16 protein-coding genes are annotated in these 15,842 nt (G+C 47.5%); 10 read left to right on the top strand and 6 right to left on the bottom strand.

Translation table 11 applies throughout. The features are described from left to right. Positions 1-347: 347 nt before the first annotated feature. The 7 genes from UNDKW_RS19205 to UNDKW_RS19175 all read left to right on the top strand — a co-directional run bounded on the left by UNDKW_RS19205 (position 348) and on the right by UNDKW_RS19175 (position 7,415). Positions 348-1,097, top strand: a complete 750-nt coding sequence (locus UNDKW_RS19205) for a hypothetical protein (protein ID WP_162060010.1) — start codon at positions 348-350, stop codon at positions 1,095-1,097. A 93-nt stretch (positions 1,098-1,190) separates the two neighbouring features. Beyond that, entirely contained in the window at positions 1,191-2,954 is a 1,764-nt protein-coding gene (locus UNDKW_RS19200) for a PglL family O-oligosaccharyltransferase (protein ID WP_162060009.1), read from the top strand. A gap of 114 nt (positions 2,955-3,068) precedes the next feature. Then, on the top strand, positions 3,069-3,455 hold the full coding sequence (locus UNDKW_RS19195; RefSeq protein ID WP_162060008.1) for an energy transducer TonB: 387 nt from the start codon (positions 3,069-3,071) through the stop codon (positions 3,453-3,455). After that, the gene (locus tag UNDKW_RS19190; RefSeq protein ID WP_162060007.1) at positions 3,452-5,095 is read left to right on the top strand and encodes a lipopolysaccharide assembly protein LapB; all 1,644 of its coding nucleotides are present in this window, start codon (positions 3,452-3,454) and stop codon (positions 5,093-5,095) included. The genes UNDKW_RS19195 and UNDKW_RS19190 overlap by 4 nt, the downstream gene beginning before the upstream one ends. 161 nt (positions 5,096-5,256) lie before the next feature. Then, complete coding sequence (locus UNDKW_RS19185) at positions 5,257-5,655, top strand: hypothetical protein (RefSeq protein WP_162060006.1); 399 nt, start codon at positions 5,257-5,259, stop codon at positions 5,653-5,655. Positions 5,656-5,946: 291 nt separating this feature from the next. Continuing rightward, positions 5,947-6,795, top strand: coding sequence for a hypothetical protein (locus UNDKW_RS19180; RefSeq protein WP_162060005.1), 849 nt, complete (start codon positions 5,947-5,949; stop codon positions 6,793-6,795). A 326-nt stretch (positions 6,796-7,121) separates the two neighbouring features. Beyond that, positions 7,122-7,415, top strand: a complete 294-nt coding sequence (locus tag UNDKW_RS19175; RefSeq protein WP_162060004.1) for a hypothetical protein — start codon at positions 7,122-7,124, stop codon at positions 7,413-7,415. Positions 7,416-8,536: 1,121 nt separating this feature from the next. Here the strand turns inward: UNDKW_RS19175 and imm47 are convergent. Both imm47 and UNDKW_RS19165 read right to left on the bottom strand, forming a co-directional pair. Beyond that, positions 8,537-9,313 carry an Imm47 family immunity protein gene (gene imm47 / locus UNDKW_RS19170; RefSeq protein ID WP_162060003.1) on the bottom strand — a complete coding sequence of 259 codons (777 nt, stop codon included), beginning with the start codon at positions 9,311-9,313 and terminating at the stop codon, positions 8,537-8,539. Positions 9,314-9,471: 158 nt separating this feature from the next. Continuing rightward, complete coding sequence (locus tag UNDKW_RS19165) at positions 9,472-9,912, bottom strand: tetratricopeptide repeat protein (RefSeq protein ID WP_162060002.1); 441 nt, start codon at positions 9,910-9,912, stop codon at positions 9,472-9,474. A 727-nt stretch (positions 9,913-10,639) separates the two neighbouring features. Between UNDKW_RS19165 and UNDKW_RS19160 the strand changes: the two genes are divergently transcribed. The 3 genes from UNDKW_RS19160 to UNDKW_RS19150 all read left to right on the top strand — a co-directional run bounded on the left by UNDKW_RS19160 (position 10,640) and on the right by UNDKW_RS19150 (position 13,951). After that, complete coding sequence (locus UNDKW_RS19160) at positions 10,640-12,544, top strand: family 16 glycosylhydrolase (protein WP_197892934.1); 1,905 nt, start codon at positions 10,640-10,642, stop codon at positions 12,542-12,544. 253 nt (positions 12,545-12,797) lie between these two features. Beyond that, complete coding sequence (locus UNDKW_RS19155) at positions 12,798-13,397, top strand: CPCC family cysteine-rich protein (protein ID WP_162060001.1); 600 nt, start codon at positions 12,798-12,800, stop codon at positions 13,395-13,397. Positions 13,398-13,534: 137 nt separating this feature from the next. Then, entirely contained in the window at positions 13,535-13,951 is a 417-nt protein-coding gene (locus tag UNDKW_RS19150; RefSeq protein ID WP_162060000.1) for a hypothetical protein, read from the top strand. Between the two features lie 43 nt (positions 13,952-13,994). On the opposite strand, the gene UNDKW_RS19145 is transcribed toward UNDKW_RS19150, so the two are convergent. The 4 genes from UNDKW_RS19145 to moaC all read right to left on the bottom strand — a co-directional run bounded on the left by UNDKW_RS19145 (position 13,995) and on the right by moaC (position 15,818). Further along, on the bottom strand, positions 13,995-14,285 hold the full coding sequence (locus tag UNDKW_RS19145) for a hypothetical protein (RefSeq protein ID WP_162059999.1): 291 nt from the start codon (positions 14,283-14,285) through the stop codon (positions 13,995-13,997). A 47-nt stretch (positions 14,286-14,332) separates the two neighbouring features. Next, positions 14,333-14,662, bottom strand: a complete 330-nt coding sequence (locus UNDKW_RS19140) for a hypothetical protein (protein ID WP_162059998.1) — start codon at positions 14,660-14,662, stop codon at positions 14,333-14,335. Positions 14,663-14,742: 80 nt separating this feature from the next. Further along, on the bottom strand, positions 14,743-15,294 hold the full coding sequence (locus tag UNDKW_RS19135; protein ID WP_162059997.1) for an endonuclease V: 552 nt from the start codon (positions 15,292-15,294) through the stop codon (positions 14,743-14,745). After that, on the bottom strand, positions 15,291-15,818 hold the full coding sequence (moaC, locus tag UNDKW_RS19130; RefSeq protein ID WP_162059996.1) for a cyclic pyranopterin monophosphate synthase MoaC: 528 nt from the start codon (positions 15,816-15,818) through the stop codon (positions 15,291-15,293). Before moaC ends, UNDKW_RS19135 begins: the two co-directional genes overlap by 4 nt. Between the last annotated feature and the right edge of the window lie 24 nt (positions 15,819-15,842).

The raw sequence follows: 15,842 nt of genomic DNA, 5'->3' as shown, positions 1-15,842 counted from the left end.
TATTGAAGTTAAGCCACCGCAGGAACTTGCTTAGACCGGAGGTGGGTACGGATTCTATTTCATTCATGTTGAAAATCTGGATGGCGAAGGCGCGCAAGAGGGTAGAAAGTCCAGTTCAGATTGCGTATGAAAAGCTGCAATGATGTTGTTTTAATGAAAATATTTATGGTGGGCCGAACATTGTTCCTGGCTTTTACCTGTCTTGCAGCCCCCGCCAGCCTTGATCAAGCAAGAGAAGCTCATTAGAATAAGCGTGCTTTTTGTGATTGTGGCAAATGCCCGGAGGATCTGATCCAACAAGCCCGGATCTGGTCGCCGGAGTTTAATTTCGATTCTCGTCAACTATTATGATAAATACATCTATTTCCCGTTATCGTGCTGGTGCGACACATTTCTTTTTAAGTTGTCTGGTGGGCCTGTGCCTGCTGCTGCTGTGCTGGTACATGTGGTATCCGACGCCGATGTTAAGAGCTATAGGCGGTTATGAAATATTTTTCCTTATTGTTGGTATAGACGTCGTGCTGGGGCCGGCGTTGACTTTGGTCGTATTCAACCCCAAGAAAAAGTGGCTGGTGCTGGATTTGCTTGTTATTGTTGTTCTACAGATGTCAGCCTTCGTGTATGGCGTGAGCACCCTGCTTGAAGCACGGCCTGCTTATATCGCAGCGCTGGGCAAATCTTTCCAGGTAATACAATGTTCAGAAATTACGGATGGAAACCTCGCAAAGGCAAAAACCACTCTTCCATTATGGGGGCCCAAACTGGTCGGCGTGAAAGATCCAACCGAGTATGTTGATATCAGCGCGGCGCAGGCCATGGAATCTGTCGGCGGTGGCAAGGGGCACATGCCACACCTGCATATCCCTTATGCTGACATGAAGGATGAAATCCTCAAAAATGCCGAGGATTTTGATGCGCTGGAAAAAGACAATGAAGACAAAAAAGCAGACATACAGGCCTGGCTCAAAGCCAATGATTGCGACGAAAAAACCTGTAAATATCAAGCAATCAAAATAAGGGTAAGCACCTTCCCAGTCGTGGTTGATGCAAAAACAGCGGCTTACAAGGGTATCATGCCGCTCACTCTCAAAATGTAGTACTTACCCGGCCTGGCCCGACTCTGCGTAGTTCTGCATGATTCAGCAAAACTCAGAGAGTCATGCCAGGCCAATTCTTGAAATGTATCCCGAATGGCATCCGTAAAGGAAGGCAAGCTGGCATTGATCATTTTTGCGGTAGCGATTTTTTTCAGCTACGCACATCCTTATCATATCCATCCATACAGAACTTTTTATCACGACCTGATCATCTGCCTTGGACTGCTTGGCGCGATGGCGTATTTCGTCGTCCGCCCGGTATCTGCATCTTTATCTGCACCTAAAGCAGCAGTGCGTCTACGCTTTCCGGCATTGCTTGCTCTGCCTGGCGGGATCATCCTGCTGATTCTCCTGCAAGTGGCGCTGGGCATGATAACGCCAGCCAGCTTTGTTGCTCTCCCCATCCTCTACCTGCTGCTGTTTGCGCTGGCCATGGTGTTTGGCAGCAGCCTCGCGCTTGAGCAATCCAGGCTCGACAGGGCGGTGACCGCGATTGCCCTCGCCAGCCTGCTGGCAGCATCCCTGTCGCTGGTGTTCCAGCATATCCAGATACTGGGGCTGGATGCAACGCCGTTCGTCATGTATATCGCCAAAGACCCGCATATCGCCATGCGCCCCTATGCCAACGTGGCGCAACCCAATCAGCTGGCTTTGTTGTATTTCTTCGCGCTGGCAGGGCTCTGGCATTTTTACCGCACACGTACATTTTCTGGTTTTAGTTCGATTGCCATCGCTGCGCTCCTGCTATGGGGGGCGGTACTGACGCAATCGCGCATAGGCTGGATACTGGTGCCACTGTTTTTTGCCTACACAGCGGGCAAGCTGGGCGCTAGCAAACGCAAGGGCACACCCGTCATCATCGCCATGCTGGCCCTGCTCATCCTGTATGCCGTGCTGACCTTTTGCCTACCGCAAATCAGCCAGGCCATAGGGTTTTCTGGCGGCTCCGTGGCTGACCACGTGGGTGGCCGCTCTGAACGTACCGGCCTGTGGCAAACCGCCTGGCAACTTGCAGCACAACACCCATGGCTGGGCGTGGGCTGGTTTGGATTTGGCCCAGGCCAGGTCAGCGTCGGAGCAGACTTTACCTCCAGCACCTATGCCGAGCATGCCCATAACCTGCCGCTGAACCTGGCTGCCGAGCTCGGCTGGCCAGCCACTATCCTCATCATGGGTGGTCTGTGCTGGTGGTTTTACCAGACCTGCATCAGAACAGAAAAATCCCCAGGCAAAAGCGCCGCATTGCAGTTTTGCACCCTCAGCCTGTTTGCCGTCGGCGTGCACAGCATGGTCGAGTTCCCACTCTGGTATGCCTTTGTGCTGCTACCTGTAGGTGTGCTCATGGGCATGGTGCATCAATTGCGCTGGCCAACTGCGGGCACGGTAGTCAGGCCCGGCATTGTGCTAAGTGGGTTTGTCATCGGCTGCGTATTGATGGCGGCCATCACCCTCGATTATCAACGTGTGGTCACCGGCTTCAAGTCCATACGCGACGTGAGCTCAGGTTTTGAATCGAAAGAAAAATTCCTGCAAAAACCGGCATTCACCCTGTTCCCGCAGTTCTTTGAATACTTCAAACTGACCCGCATCAAACCACGTGAAGGCATGTCGGCAGAAGAGATCAACTATATCGAAACCTGGGCACCGCGCTTTGGCTTTGTCCACATCCTCAATATCGAGGCCGAAGTCTATGCACTTAATGGCCAGCCCAAAAAAGCCGCCCGCAGCATGCAGACCCTGCAACGCCTGCACCCCATCCCTTATCCGGAATATTATGATTACTGGAAAGCCAAGGGCAAGGAAGATCCGCGTTATCAGGCGGTGTTTGAGACCATGCCTGCGCGGGATGCGCCTTGATACCTGAGCAGTCAGTTGCCAGTACACAGTGTCAGGATAAAATTGATCAGCCCACTTTATCCTGATACAAGCCCCACATTGTCAAATCTTTCCCTGACCTTTATTGGATAGCACATGAAATTTGTATCTACCTTGCCTGCCATTGGCATTCTGCTGTGCTGTGCGGGCATTAGCTATGCCGATACACCGGCAAACAGTGGCTTTCAGCCTGCATTTCTCGATGAAGAGGTTGGAGGTGAAGCACTTACGATGAATAAGTGCAAGCCAGAATACCCCAGAGCCTCTTTGCGTAACGAAGAAACAGGGATTGTCAGGCTTGACCTGATCATAGGTAAAGACGGCAGCGTCATCGACGGGAAAATAAGCAAGAGCAGTGGATTCCGTAATTTAGATCATGCAACCTATCAGGCAATCATGAAATGCATCTATCGCCCGTACTCCAAGAATGGCAAGCCTTTTCAGCAAAAACACTTACTCCAGTATGTCTGGAGAATAGAATGAAAAAGATAGCTTATTTTTTGCTAGCCTGTACGATGACAGCTAGCGCCGCTCAGGCACAAGACCAAGGTAAGCTGACCGGCAAAGATTGCAAAGTTCAGATACGCAGGGCAGCAGGCGTGAGCAAAGATATATCAGACAGAAATTTGTCTGAGCTGGCATCTATCAGCGATGACTCCATCGACGCATTAAGACGCCTGCATGCATTCTCTCTTGGAACGCTGATATCAGATGTTACTACCGCAGAAAAGGCTATACGCAGACATCAAACCGCGCTGATGAACTGGAGCAAAGCAGACGTAGCAATTGCAGAAATCGATACTGCTTCAAAAGGGCTGATAAAAAAAGGTTGGTGTGAATATGCCGAGTCTTATTTACTGCTGGGATCAGCCATTGCAAAAAGAAATGAAGCCTTTCATCTGCAAGACATGCAATTTCAACTCGACCTCGCTAAATTGTATTTAGAGAACAAAAGATTTGATTTGACGCAGGCAAACTTGAAACTGATGCTGGATCAAAAGAACCCAGGCTCACAATTATCACCTGCGCAAAAGGCCGAAGCCAATTCCTTGATGGGCGAATCATTCTTTTCGATCAATGACTATGGCAATGCCGCTTTGTTTTTTGAACAAAGTATCAACCTTATGGAGCAAAATAATTCCTACAACAAAGGCTTCTTGTTGGAAAACTTGTATCTGCTGGCAGCCAGTCAATATCTGGCGAATTCTTTCCTCAAAGGCGAAAAGACGTTTGAAAAAATCGCACGATTAGACAACACTACCCCGATGATTTCCAGGATCGCTTCTTTGTATGATCAGGACGTCGTCGCCGACTACAAGAAGGGCAATATCAAGGACGCGATTGGTAATGCGGAAAAGAGATTGGGATTTTTTAACGCCAGACGCGACGAGCTGCAAACAAAAATAAAGTCGCAGTATGGACCCTCAATAGAATTGAACAAGCTCTTGCGTGAGCACCAAGAAACAGAGCACAACCAGCTCAAAACCATGTTGACCTTGGCAGAAGTCCTCCATTCACAATCTCAATTGGACAAAGCGCTTGACCTTTACACGCAAATTCTGGCATCGCATAAAAACAGTCAAATTTACGGTAGGCTCGATTTTCAGGTACATAGCAATCTGACTCGTCTGTATTTAACAAAAAAGGAATTCAAGCTTGCCGAGGACCATTCTCTGACTGCCTATGAGATCGCAGAAAAATCTTTCACTCCGTTACACCCATCGTTGACTTCCGCCATGGCAAATCTCGCCTACGTCTATAAAATCAATGACAAAACAGATTTTGCTGAAGAACTATATCTCAAGTTGATCAACCTGCTCAAGGATGAATCAATCTATGGATATGAAGAACTGCCCGCTTACTACGAGCAACTAGGAGAAATTTACCTGGCAAAAGCCAACTTCCCGGATGCCAGAAAATTCTATGAACTGGCCTACGAAAAAAATACCGCCTTGCAGGGAAACAAAAAAGACCCTCTCATCCGGTGCACCAAGGCCCTCATCACTGTTTATAGAAAACTCGATGAAACAAACAAGGCCAGAGAAATGGAAAAGGAACTGGCCAAATTTGACAGCCCGGCTCAAAAATTGAAGACATCTTCAAGCAAAAAAAGCAAGGCATAGACGTTAGCAGCCGGTAGGGGCGTTACAACGCACCGCTCGACAGATGCAGGCCGGGAAGGTATCTATGCGGGGGATCCTGCTTCAAGTATTTTTCTGTCCTTCATGTGGTGCGTTGTAGCGTACCCCACGCGCTGAACAAGATGAAAGAACTAAGGCGAGTCATGACGATATTAAAAACCTTATCTCTATTTCAAAGAGTCCCTAAAATAGCGTTCTTTTTTTGTATTGGACTGGTTGCCTGTCTTCGCGAGCACAAAATAGAATACTTGGTCACTATTGAAAATGCGCTGAATGAATCCATTCATTTATGCAGATCAGAATTGAAAACAAGATGCTACGAAATTAAGGCTGGAAAAACTGAAGATATCCAGTTTTTTGAAAAAGACACATCCAATCGCTGGATATCTCATCTTAAGCAGAATAGTGTAAGTTTTTGTGGAAGAGATGTGTTGATTCCAGAAATTGTTGCGACAACCGGAATTATATCTAGACCTAATGGATGTTTAATTAGAATTGATCGTGGCGTTGAACAGAAGTTATGTTCAAAAAATGTATCTTAAGCTTGATTGATTCACTATTTACCACGCCATCACACCCTTGTGTCAAAATGCCGTCGTGCCTTTTGCTATAACGTGTGGTTGCGCTAGTCGGAGCTTCACCCATGTGTATCTGGCGAACATAAACTTGAATTTTCTCATTAGCACAGCTACTCCAGAATCGAGAAATATCTCAGCAAGTGAGGTGCGTTACAACGCACCCCGCGTTTATAAAATTTACAGAGCCATATGACGAAAGCAAGTGGCGATGGTAAGCGCTAAACCTGTTTCCTGATAACAAAGTTAGGTCTTTTCATGACTTTTATTCTGCGCACTTTGTCCCTGATCTCAGCTTTTCTTATGGTCGTGTGCTTTACCATGCCCATCATGATGCTCGGCTATGGAACATCCCCCATTCGCGATGCTATTGCCTCCGTCATCATTATTGCGATAGCCGTTCTTGCGATGCGTTGTACCAAATGGCTCTGGCGGAAAAGGCGCTTCTGGACCGAAATTAAATCTCTCAGCGAAGTTGCGGCATTTGGCTGCCTGTTATTGCTTTTGCCCGTTGTAACTTTTCTTGAACAAAGAACTAGCGGTGTAGTGAAAGGCGCTATTCAGATTGCCTTCGTGCTGATAGCCGTTTCCGTGTATTTTTTTGTTCAGCGTTATGGCCGAACCAAGAGAGCTTCCGTTGTTGAGTCCTCACATGGCACCTCACTTCCAACGATTGGGGCCAGCCAAAAGACAGTGTTACCCATTGGCGCAGGTAGCCAAGTCGCCGAACATCATAATGAGATGTCCATCTCTCTGGATCTTTACTGTAAAGCTTACGTAAATGGGAATATCAATTACATCTCTTTAGTAAAACTTATTTCTGTAATACTTGGTGGAGAAATTGAGATGAGGTCGGTGCATAGCTCGTATTTTACTGCAGATGTTTTTGTCAATGAGCATGCAAATATGATGGCAGACCCAGATGACTTTGTTGAATGGCCACTGTATCTTGAAATAGAACCTGATGATGAAAATATTGACCCTCGGTTATATATAAATTCATTGGCTTCATTCATTTCGGCATTAAGGGCGATTGGGCTTAGAGTTGTGGCTGCATGCCATTTTGAAGAAGAACTTAATGCATTGATTCTCAATCATAAAGTTTAGGCCAGATGTGCATCTGGCGTAACATCAAATCTGCATAAGATCCTGCTGACGTTATCACTATTCAAAATTGTGGGTATCTTTCATTACAATTGTGGAGTTGATCGGACTGGATCTTGCGGTCGGCCAGCAGGGCGCGTTATAAAGCACCCTACTGACTATGTCACTGTGAGTAGGGTAGTGCGGGCATTTGAGAAAAAGTCCTGATTTTTCACGAGAACCATGTTGGAGTTGTACTTGTAAGTCAGAGATTACAAACAACCCATAAATGTCGCAATGTAAAACCTGACCCCACTTTCACAATTACAATCCTAATAAAATTGAGAAAAATGAAAAAATACCTTGGATCAGATAGATTTGGCAATATTGTTGAGAATGATGATTTAGTTCGTTTATTACGTATTCGTCCTTCTATCCTGAAGCGATTGGCTGGAGATGAGCATACCGATGTTTCGTCAATGCTTGACCAAGTCTTGCCTGTATTTGATGTCTATGAAGATGGTCTGGTTTGGGTAAGTCTGACTTGGAAAAGGCAAGACGGGGCGACGGAACTTCACGCAATTGCTGTTGACACTGACGCCATCGAATTGGTCGAAAAAGCCAGTCCACGTTACTCGGATTAGCCAGTATCTTTATGAAAGAATGAATAGTGAGGAGCCAGCTATATATTGGATTAATTGCGTCCGAAGAAATAATAAAAAATTTTTCGATGAAGGTTAGCCTTTCTGAAGCGATTGTATATGAGATGGGTAGTAAATTAAAATCTTCCTGCAGCCCAAAGTCTTGGGATTGGCGCACTCCCCGTAGAGCATCGTATACGTCGTTTCCAACAGATTCGATAGTGCCCCTTTTGCGAGAGTATGAAATGATACTTCTTGCGCTCAATCAAGTCCGTGCATTTTCACATTTTCACGTGACGATCATTTGCGAATTTCATGACAATGAATTTCCGTGCGGATTTTCATTGTCAAGGGAAACGATAGACTTACTTTCTAAATTTCAAGCTTCAGTAGATATTGATTCGGTATCCCGGATGTCACCGCCAGAAGTTTGAAGACTTCTGCCCGAAAGATAGCCAGTAGGCTGCGTTACAACGCACCATTCGACGGATTTAGGGCAGAGTAAGTATCTATCTGGATGAGCCTGCTTCAGGTATTTTCATGCCCTTCATGTGGTGCTTTGTAACGCACCGTACGCGCTGTCAGATTAATTCGAAACTACTATAGCTCACCCGATATATATTCTTCCCAACCTTTCGCAACAATCTCTTCGTGGTTAGACCAACCTGCCGCGCTGCCTGCAATAGCGACTGTAATTTCTGCTACTTCGAAATTTTGGGGAGCAGCATCTAGCGCATTCGATATCGAGATTAGTTCAGGAGATGCCCACACGGACTCACATTCTTCACACATTACAACAAGGTTTTTTCCATCTGCACAACGCCGAACCCCTAAGATCCCTGTTCGACATACGGGACAGCTATCTTTTACAAAGTACATATTCACCTTAACGAATTGGATAACCAGCAATCACTTGATTGCCATTGCGAATCACTAGCTGGATTTTGTTGACTGCAGGACTGCCAAGGTACCCCCTGTCCTCCAACCAACCAAACAAATGGCTGTCCCATATCTACTGTACAGACGCTTTTGGGGCATATAGGCAGCCTGTAGGGTGCGATACAACGCACCTTACGTAACCTTGCTTTCCGGAATAGAGCAGCACCAAACAGCGGCTAGCACGTCTATTCAATTAGATATCCGTAAAAATATTTTTTACCGCGAATCCAACGCATAGAGGCAATATGTTTTGAGAATTTTATGACACTTTCAAAATCACTATCAGCAACTTGCTCGCCGTAGAACAGCGGACACTTTTCACCACTCCAAATAGACAATAATGTCGGCACGTCTGTAAGCGGGAAAGACATTTTTCCTTGTCTGGCTAAAGCCGCGGTCTCGATCAAAATTTTTGTTAGATTACCTGCAAAAGCTTCAGCTCCATCGTAGTAGTAATTTTCCAAATTCATTTTTTTCGCAAACCCTGCAAACCGCTCTCCAAGCTCGGCAATATTCACTCGTCCACCATAGTATTCGAACGGACATATTTTATTTATTGAAGAAAGAATATTCTCTTCAATTGATGTGCTTTCATACTCTTCAAGTAAAGCAAAAAGATACGGAACGATTTGAAGCGACAACGTATGTGGCGCATAAATCACAATTGAAAATACTTCTTCGTGCGTGCAGCTCGCTAATAAATTTCCAAGAAAACTTATATCCTGATGTCTGGCAATATAACAATAGAGCCTTATAGAGAGCCGTTTTACAACTTCATTAGTGCATGAAAGAATAAATCTCTCAAGTTCGGATCTAGCCGTAAAGTCTCCACATTTTAAGCGACGGCATATTTCAAAAAATCTGGCCTCCTCGTTATCTGAGGATAGACTTTTGATCGCATCCAACGATTCAGGTTTTTCCCCAAACCAAGGGCCGGGGTGCAAAATGTCAAATGTATTCATTCAGTACGTAATTTAACGAAGTCCTTGGTCACGCTGCCATTTCAAGACTTTATTTTTGGAAAACAGCCAGTTGGTTGCGTTACGACTCACCCAGCACGTTGATCGAAACGTGTCGTAGCACAAAAACTCTGTCAGCTATACAGTATACTAATTCAGTCTCACCAAGCGCCGTTGGCTGGTGGTGATATTTTTGCTTTGAGAAACTCAAAGTACTTGGAATCATCGCGTTCAAATATTTCTTTTCCTGCCCCCATATATGCACGGCAAAGCTCATCTGCCGCGCGCGCCGTATCTCCAAGTTCAAACGCTATTTGTCCGTTGCGAAGATGCAAAAATGGATTGCCAATTGCACCGACACAATGCATTGCATCAGCAAACACTTGTTGTGCTTGTGCGTAATCCTGCACCAGGAAGTACGTATCACCAAGGGCTGCAAGAATCCATGTTGTCGCCGCGTAGTCTTGCTTGGGTTCGGGAACTAAGTTCAGTGCCTCAATGTAATTCTTATGGGCATCTTGGAATTCTCCCATCTCGACAAATACATTACCTTCTGCGCATATCTCCTTTATGAGCTCATGTGTTTTTTCCGGTATGTCCATCCGCAGGCTCCAATAGGTAGATAAGCAACAATAAAATTATGGCCAGTATCACCTAAACAGTCCATTCAAATCAATTCGTTTTTGCCTGATTGACTGAATTGTTCTATGACCAAAATTGGGGTCACCCATTAGCCCCCGGTAGTCAAGTAGCCGAACAACATACTCGCAACACACCGCGATAAAATTTATCACGCCATCACACGCTTGTTTCAAAAAATGCCGTCGTGCCTTTTGCTTTAACGTGTGCTTGCGTGAATCGCAGCTTCACCCATGTGGAGCTAGCGAAACATAAAGCTGGATTTCGCCCAAGTAGCACAGCTACTCCAGAAGCATCGCAGTACCGCGTTGCGTCCAGGTGATGGGCAGATCTGTGGCTACTGGATTCGGTTACAACCCCGTTTCCGTTTTCGTTTTGCCGGTATCGCTCACCGTTATTAGCCCTTTCTCAGCCACACAATAAGCGCCTTGCACCCGCCTGGATAGTAATGTTGCTTTCTGATCAATGTAACCCCCAAGTGCAAAATTTTCATTGACAAGAAATAAAAATAATATCACTATTTAAATTCTCGAATGGAAACGTTTCCAAAAAATGTGGATTAAATGGAAGCAGGTTCGGGAATTGATATCAATGGTCTTTACACATAGCTCAGACAGACGTTGTTGACAGCGATTTTCCATGTCAATCCGTCTAAACCCTGTTTTTAAAATTGAAAATAACGGAGGCATGATGAATCGGCAGGACTATCGTCTCAACAAACAAAAGCGCAGCAGCACACTCACCGCCATTGCGGCCAGTATCTTGCTGGCTTATGGCTCGCACGCCTATGCCAGTGTCACTAATCCTGTGATAGGCAAACTGATCTGGTCAGAAGAATTTAATGGCACCAGCCTCAACACTGGCTTGTGGACTGCCTATGATGGCAATGGCTGCCAAATCAATTTGTGCGGCTACGGTAATCAGGAACTGGAGTACTACAGCCCCAACAATGTCTCGATACAAAACGTGCCGTTTGAACCTGGTACGCGTGCATTGGCAATCCAGGCAAAAAACCAGGTCATAGGCAGCAACGTCTTCACGTCTGGAAAAATCTCTTCTGCTGGCAAAGTACAAGTCCAGTACGGCATGGTGGAGATGCGTATCAGCACGCCACAAGTTGGCACAGGGCTGTGGCCTGCTGCCTGGATGCTGGGTACCAGCCCGCAAACCTGGCCGCGTAACGGCGAAATCGACATCATGGAAATGGGGCATAGCAATGCGGGCAGGGCGCTGGCTGGCTACCCGGCGATCAATAATTATGTGGGCTCAAACGTCATCACCTATCAGGACGCCGCCTGCGTGCCGGGCAACCCCAGTTGTGCCGCCTCGACTGCCTGGCAAACCAAAAACTGGTATATCGCCTCGACGCCTTTGATCAACCGCTTCGTCACCTACCGCCTGTACTGGACTGATACGCAAATGCGCTTTACCGTCACCGATAACGGTGTAGAGCGCGACATGTATCAAAACCCTTTGCCGGTCAATTCAACTTCGCTGCAGGCACCGTATTACCTGCTGTTTAACCTCGCGGTAGGCGGCAATTTCACCGACGCGGCAACTCCAGCGCAAGTGACCACACCCTTGCCTGGCACCATGTATGTCGATTATGTACGGGTGTATGAGCTCGATGGCAAAGGCGCGGTGAAAGTTGGCAACCCCAACGTGCCTGAAGTGGGTAAATTTGGCGTGTTCACCGATCTGACCGCAGTCAATAACAAACAGACGGCTGGTGTCAGCTCTGACGTGTGGAACTGGAACCAGGCGTCGATGTCGGCAGGCTCTACTGCACCGTATGAAGGCAGCAATGTCATTGCCTGGAACTACACCGCTGCCAACCAGTGGTTTGGCAGCAGCATACAATCGCGCCAGGTGCGTGACATGAGTAATTACAGAAATGGCACGCTGAAATTCAGGATCAAAATACCCGCCAACGTCGCCTTCAAAGTCGGCATCGGTGATACCTATACCAACCAGGGCTCAGTTACTTTTCCTGCAAGCGTGGCGAGCTATGGCCTGGTACGTGACGGCAACTGGGGCACGGCCACCATCCCCATTTCTGCACTCGCGGGCAACCTGATCGCCTTGCAATCGATGTCTGATCTGTTCCAGATCTACAGCGTCGATGGCAGCCTGCCGGGCAGCACTTTCCAGTGGGCGGTTGACGATATTATTTGGGACACTGGTGTGCCGACTCCGACACCCACCCCAACGCCGACACCCACCCCAACGCCGACACCAACACCAACTCCGACACCAACTCCGACACCAACTCCGACACCAACTCCGACACCAACGCCGACACCGACTCCGACACCAACGCCGACACCGACTCCAACTCCAGTTTCAGCCAGCGCCACGCAAATCAACGCAAGCACATTGCAGTTTGGTATCAGCACATCGTCGTGGGCAGACGTGCATTACACAGTCAACTCCGGCGGCCAGCAAAACTTCCGCATGACGCAGTCTAACGGCAACAACAGCTACTCAGCCAGCGGGCTCAAGGCAGGGGATCTGGTCAAATACAGCTTCACTTATTGGGACGTCGCTAAAAACTATGCAGTCGATACCGGGCAGCAGAGTTTTACGATGAAGTGATATTGCTGAGTTTGTAGGGGTAACGGTCGTAAGGGGTTTACGACCGTTTTTTGAAACTACTTGACGCACGAATCTCTCCCAAAAAACATCTCAATGAATACAAAGAGGTTCCTATATTTACGCATTTCTGTAGTATAGAATTGTTGTAATGTCAGATCTGCCTCTACTTATGAGCTCATTTTATGTGTGGTTCTGGCCGCAATTGAGTTTTGTGGAGCAACTGGGAGGTCGGTAATTTTAAGTGGTGACTCATATGACTAGAGATGAAGCAATTGATTTGTTAGGGCAACATGACCTTGCTCGACTTTCCAGGGAGGAGCGTGAGGCCTTGCTGCTGGATTGGTGGCCCATTAATGCGGGCGATCCTGAATATGAAAGTCTTCCTGATCTTTTAAAAGTAAAGATCGCACGTACTGACGAGCCGGACGACCCGAACAGTGCGATATATGACCCTCTGCTGCAGATTGCCCTTAAACACGCATATATAGGGGTGGTCAACTCGTATTTGAAAAACCAGATCACCCTTCTAGGGTTGGATGATGTGGTTGAAGGCGACGTTGAGGAGCTAGCGACGTGCCCATGCTGCGGATACCGAAGCCTGGAAGAGAGTGCGGCATATGATATTTGTCGTGTGTGCTTTTGGGAGGATGACGGGACAACTGAATTTGATCGACACAGTGGGCCGAATCATATGACGCTGCGTGATGCGCAGCAGAATTTCCAACGTATTGGCGCAGTTACTGAAGAGGTTCGGCGATATGTCCTTTCGGATGGTCGGGATCGATATTTATCAAAAAAAACGGGGGCTGGTCTCTTAAACGAAAATTCTAAGTCATTGATTTTCAATGAGTAAAAATCTCGTGTTTGCTTCGGCACGAATTTCGGCAACGAACCGATTACTACGCTTACATTCATACATTTCCGTAGCATAGCTTATACTCCTGACCGGGTTGTAGAGTTGATGACATCCTTGTAAGGAGGAATGAGGTAGTGATAATTTACAACAGATTGACTCGTTTTTTTGATACCTTTCTACGGGCATTTAAAAAAAGAAATATGTCGGGCGTTCATTTGGACATTAAAAAGGTCTTGTGTATTGCAGTGTATGTAAAGCTATCAAAAGAAATGGAGAATTTTCTTGAAAAATTCAGACATTTTGATCCGTTTACTGAACTCGATTTAGTAGATGGTGTATTAATGGTTTTCTACGGATCAGATGAATTGAATTTGCTAATCAGATCTTCGATAGATGATTGCAAAAAGGAATTTGATTGCGCTTCCTCGATGGGCCTGCTGACCTTGGTTTTTAACGAAGAGGGGAAAGTACAATCTCCTCCTATGGGCATGGCCATCAATGCGGCAATTTTAGAAGCCTGCAGACTTGAGGGGATTCGGGATTCTGTGTAATTTTTTTGTTAAAGAGACCTGACTCCATTTTGGTGCAACTTTGTCAGCAAATCCGTTTCTCACACTTCCAGCACTGCCCACTTCCTTCGGGATAAAACAACGAGCCGCATTTGGGGCAGGGCATGGCTTTTACTCCAGGGTTATAGGGTTCCCACCCCTGGCGCAGGTGGTAGATGGCCATTGCTTCTTCCCAGGTGGCTGCCTCTATGCGCCAGAACAATTGTTCGCAATCTGGTTCTGGTGTGCCATCCTTGAAGCAGGGCGGGTCTTCGCCAGATGCAAGGGTGCATGGAGAATGCGCATCTTTGGGCCCCCAACTGGTAAATATTGGCATGTTTGTCTCTTTCTAAAATTCAGGTATTTGATCCCGGTCAAGGCATGTCATTTCCATTCACTGCGAAAAAAACGCCGCTTTTTTCTTTCATAAAACCTGGCGCGCAATACTAGCGGTAGGGCGATAGCCACGGGAAGGGTTAACAAAGTCAAGGCGAAGGTTTTATAAGAAAGTATCCAGAAAATAGCAGCACCAAACCAGCTGTTACCTGTCAGCGTTCCTAGAACTAAGGCAATGTGCCAGTGGCAGGTTAGGCTGCGATGGCAGTTTTTGCATCGCACGGGCAGGTCGCACAAAGTGGTCAGGGTTTTGTGGCTGGCAGAGCAGGCGGCCTCTCCGCAGGCGGGGCAAGACAAGATGAGCAGGCTGTTTTTCATTGTGCTTGTTTCCTCTGTAAATCTGCTGTTGTCATCAGTGCTGCTGCTTGCCTGCCATGTCTGGGCTCAAGACCAGCGTTTCAGATATTGTCGGCAGGTTTAGCCCCCGCTTCACGGCACAGTTGATCGACCTGCTTCAACAAAGTTGGCAGCCGGTATTCGCCATGCATGGCGGTGATGCTGGCCTGAGCTGTAGCGAGGTCCATGCCCAGGCTGGTGATGTACAGCGGCTTGATACTCTCGCCCCGGCAGATGCCGAACGAGGCGGCTATGGCCGAGAATGACGATTTGGCTACGCCGATGATGCTGACCTTGCCAGCCAGCGCCTCGTGCAGGTAGCAGCCCAGGCCGGGTTTGCTTATGCCATCCAGATAAACATAGCCGTCGATGATGATGCAGTCTGGCTGTAGATCATGTTCCGCCAGCAATTGCAGGATGCAGGGCAGCTCGCGTTTATAGAATTCGCCGGGCACATAGTTGGCCACGTTGCTGATGCGACTGATACAGGTTTTCGCCGGTTTGTCGTCATCCCAGTTGTGGAAGACGACACCGGCAACGCAGGCGCTTTCACCAGCTTCGTCGCTACTGTAATGCACATCCACCGCCAGCAAAGTGGCTGGTATTGCTGTCATTTGTCGATATCCGCCACCCAGTCGCCAGATTTGCCGCCGTGCTTCTCCAGCACCCGTATGTCGGTCATGACCATGCCACGGTCGGCAGCCTTGCACATATCGTAAATTGTCAGCAGGCCAACTTGCACTGCAGTAAGGGCCTCCATTTCGACACCGGTTTTACCCACGGTTTCAACCTGGGCCTCGCATGTAACAGTGTTGTTACTTGCATCAATGCTAAAATCAACAGTGACGCGGGTCAGTGCCAGCGGGTGGCACAGCGGGATGAGGTCGCTGGTGCGTTTGGCAGCCATGATGGCGGCGATGCGGGCTATGCCGATAACATCGCCTTTCTTGGCATTGCCCTGCTGGATGATGGCCAGGGTGGCTGCCTGCATGCGAATATGGCCACGGGCAACGGCGATGCGGTGGCTATTGTTTTTATTGCCAACATCCACCATATGAGCCTGACCACTTGCGTCAAAATGGGTCAGTTCTGGGGACAATTCATGGGGCTGCTGTGTTTTGCTTGTATCTGTGCTCATTGTTGTGTAAAAAACCTGTACGGC

Source organism: Undibacterium sp. KW1, from assembly GCF_009937955.1.
GTDB lineage: Bacteria > Pseudomonadota > Gammaproteobacteria > Burkholderiales > Burkholderiaceae_D > Undibacterium.
The sequence above is the reverse complement of the archived record's forward strand: the minus strand, read 5'-3'. Positions and strand labels throughout refer to the sequence as shown.

Coding starts and splice junctions, on each gene's coding strand:
- UNDKW_RS19175 (WP_162060004.1), top strand. CDS start 7,122: ATGAAAAAATACCTTGGATCAGATAGATTTGGCAATATTGTTGAGAAT.
- UNDKW_RS19145 (WP_162059999.1), bottom strand. CDS start 14,285: ATGCCAATATTTACCAGTTGGGGGCCCAAAGATGCGCATTCTCCATGC.
- UNDKW_RS19180 (WP_162060005.1), top strand. CDS start 5,947: ATGACTTTTATTCTGCGCACTTTGTCCCTGATCTCAGCTTTTCTTATG.
- UNDKW_RS19205 (WP_162060010.1), top strand. CDS start 348: ATGATAAATACATCTATTTCCCGTTATCGTGCTGGTGCGACACATTTC.
- UNDKW_RS19195 (WP_162060008.1), top strand. CDS start 3,069: ATGAAATTTGTATCTACCTTGCCTGCCATTGGCATTCTGCTGTGCTGT.
- UNDKW_RS19200 (WP_162060009.1), top strand. CDS start 1,191: ATGGCATCCGTAAAGGAAGGCAAGCTGGCATTGATCATTTTTGCGGTA.
- UNDKW_RS19190 (WP_162060007.1), top strand. CDS start 3,452: ATGAAAAAGATAGCTTATTTTTTGCTAGCCTGTACGATGACAGCTAGC.
- moaC (WP_162059996.1), bottom strand. CDS start 15,818: ATGAGCACAGATACAAGCAAAACACAGCAGCCCCATGAATTGTCCCCA.
- UNDKW_RS19160 (WP_197892934.1), top strand. CDS start 10,640: ATGAATCGGCAGGACTATCGTCTCAACAAACAAAAGCGCAGCAGCACA.
- UNDKW_RS19185 (WP_162060006.1), top strand. CDS start 5,257: ATGACGATATTAAAAACCTTATCTCTATTTCAAAGAGTCCCTAAAATA.
- UNDKW_RS19135 (WP_162059997.1), bottom strand. CDS start 15,294: ATGACAGCAATACCAGCCACTTTGCTGGCGGTGGATGTGCATTACAGT.
- UNDKW_RS19165 (WP_162060002.1), bottom strand. CDS start 9,912: ATGGACATACCGGAAAAAACACATGAGCTCATAAAGGAGATATGCGCA.
- UNDKW_RS19155 (WP_162060001.1), top strand. CDS start 12,798: ATGACTAGAGATGAAGCAATTGATTTGTTAGGGCAACATGACCTTGCT.
- UNDKW_RS19140 (WP_162059998.1), bottom strand. CDS start 14,662: ATGAAAAACAGCCTGCTCATCTTGTCTTGCCCCGCCTGCGGAGAGGCC.
- imm47 (WP_162060003.1), bottom strand. CDS start 9,313: ATGAATACATTTGACATTTTGCACCCCGGCCCTTGGTTTGGGGAAAAA.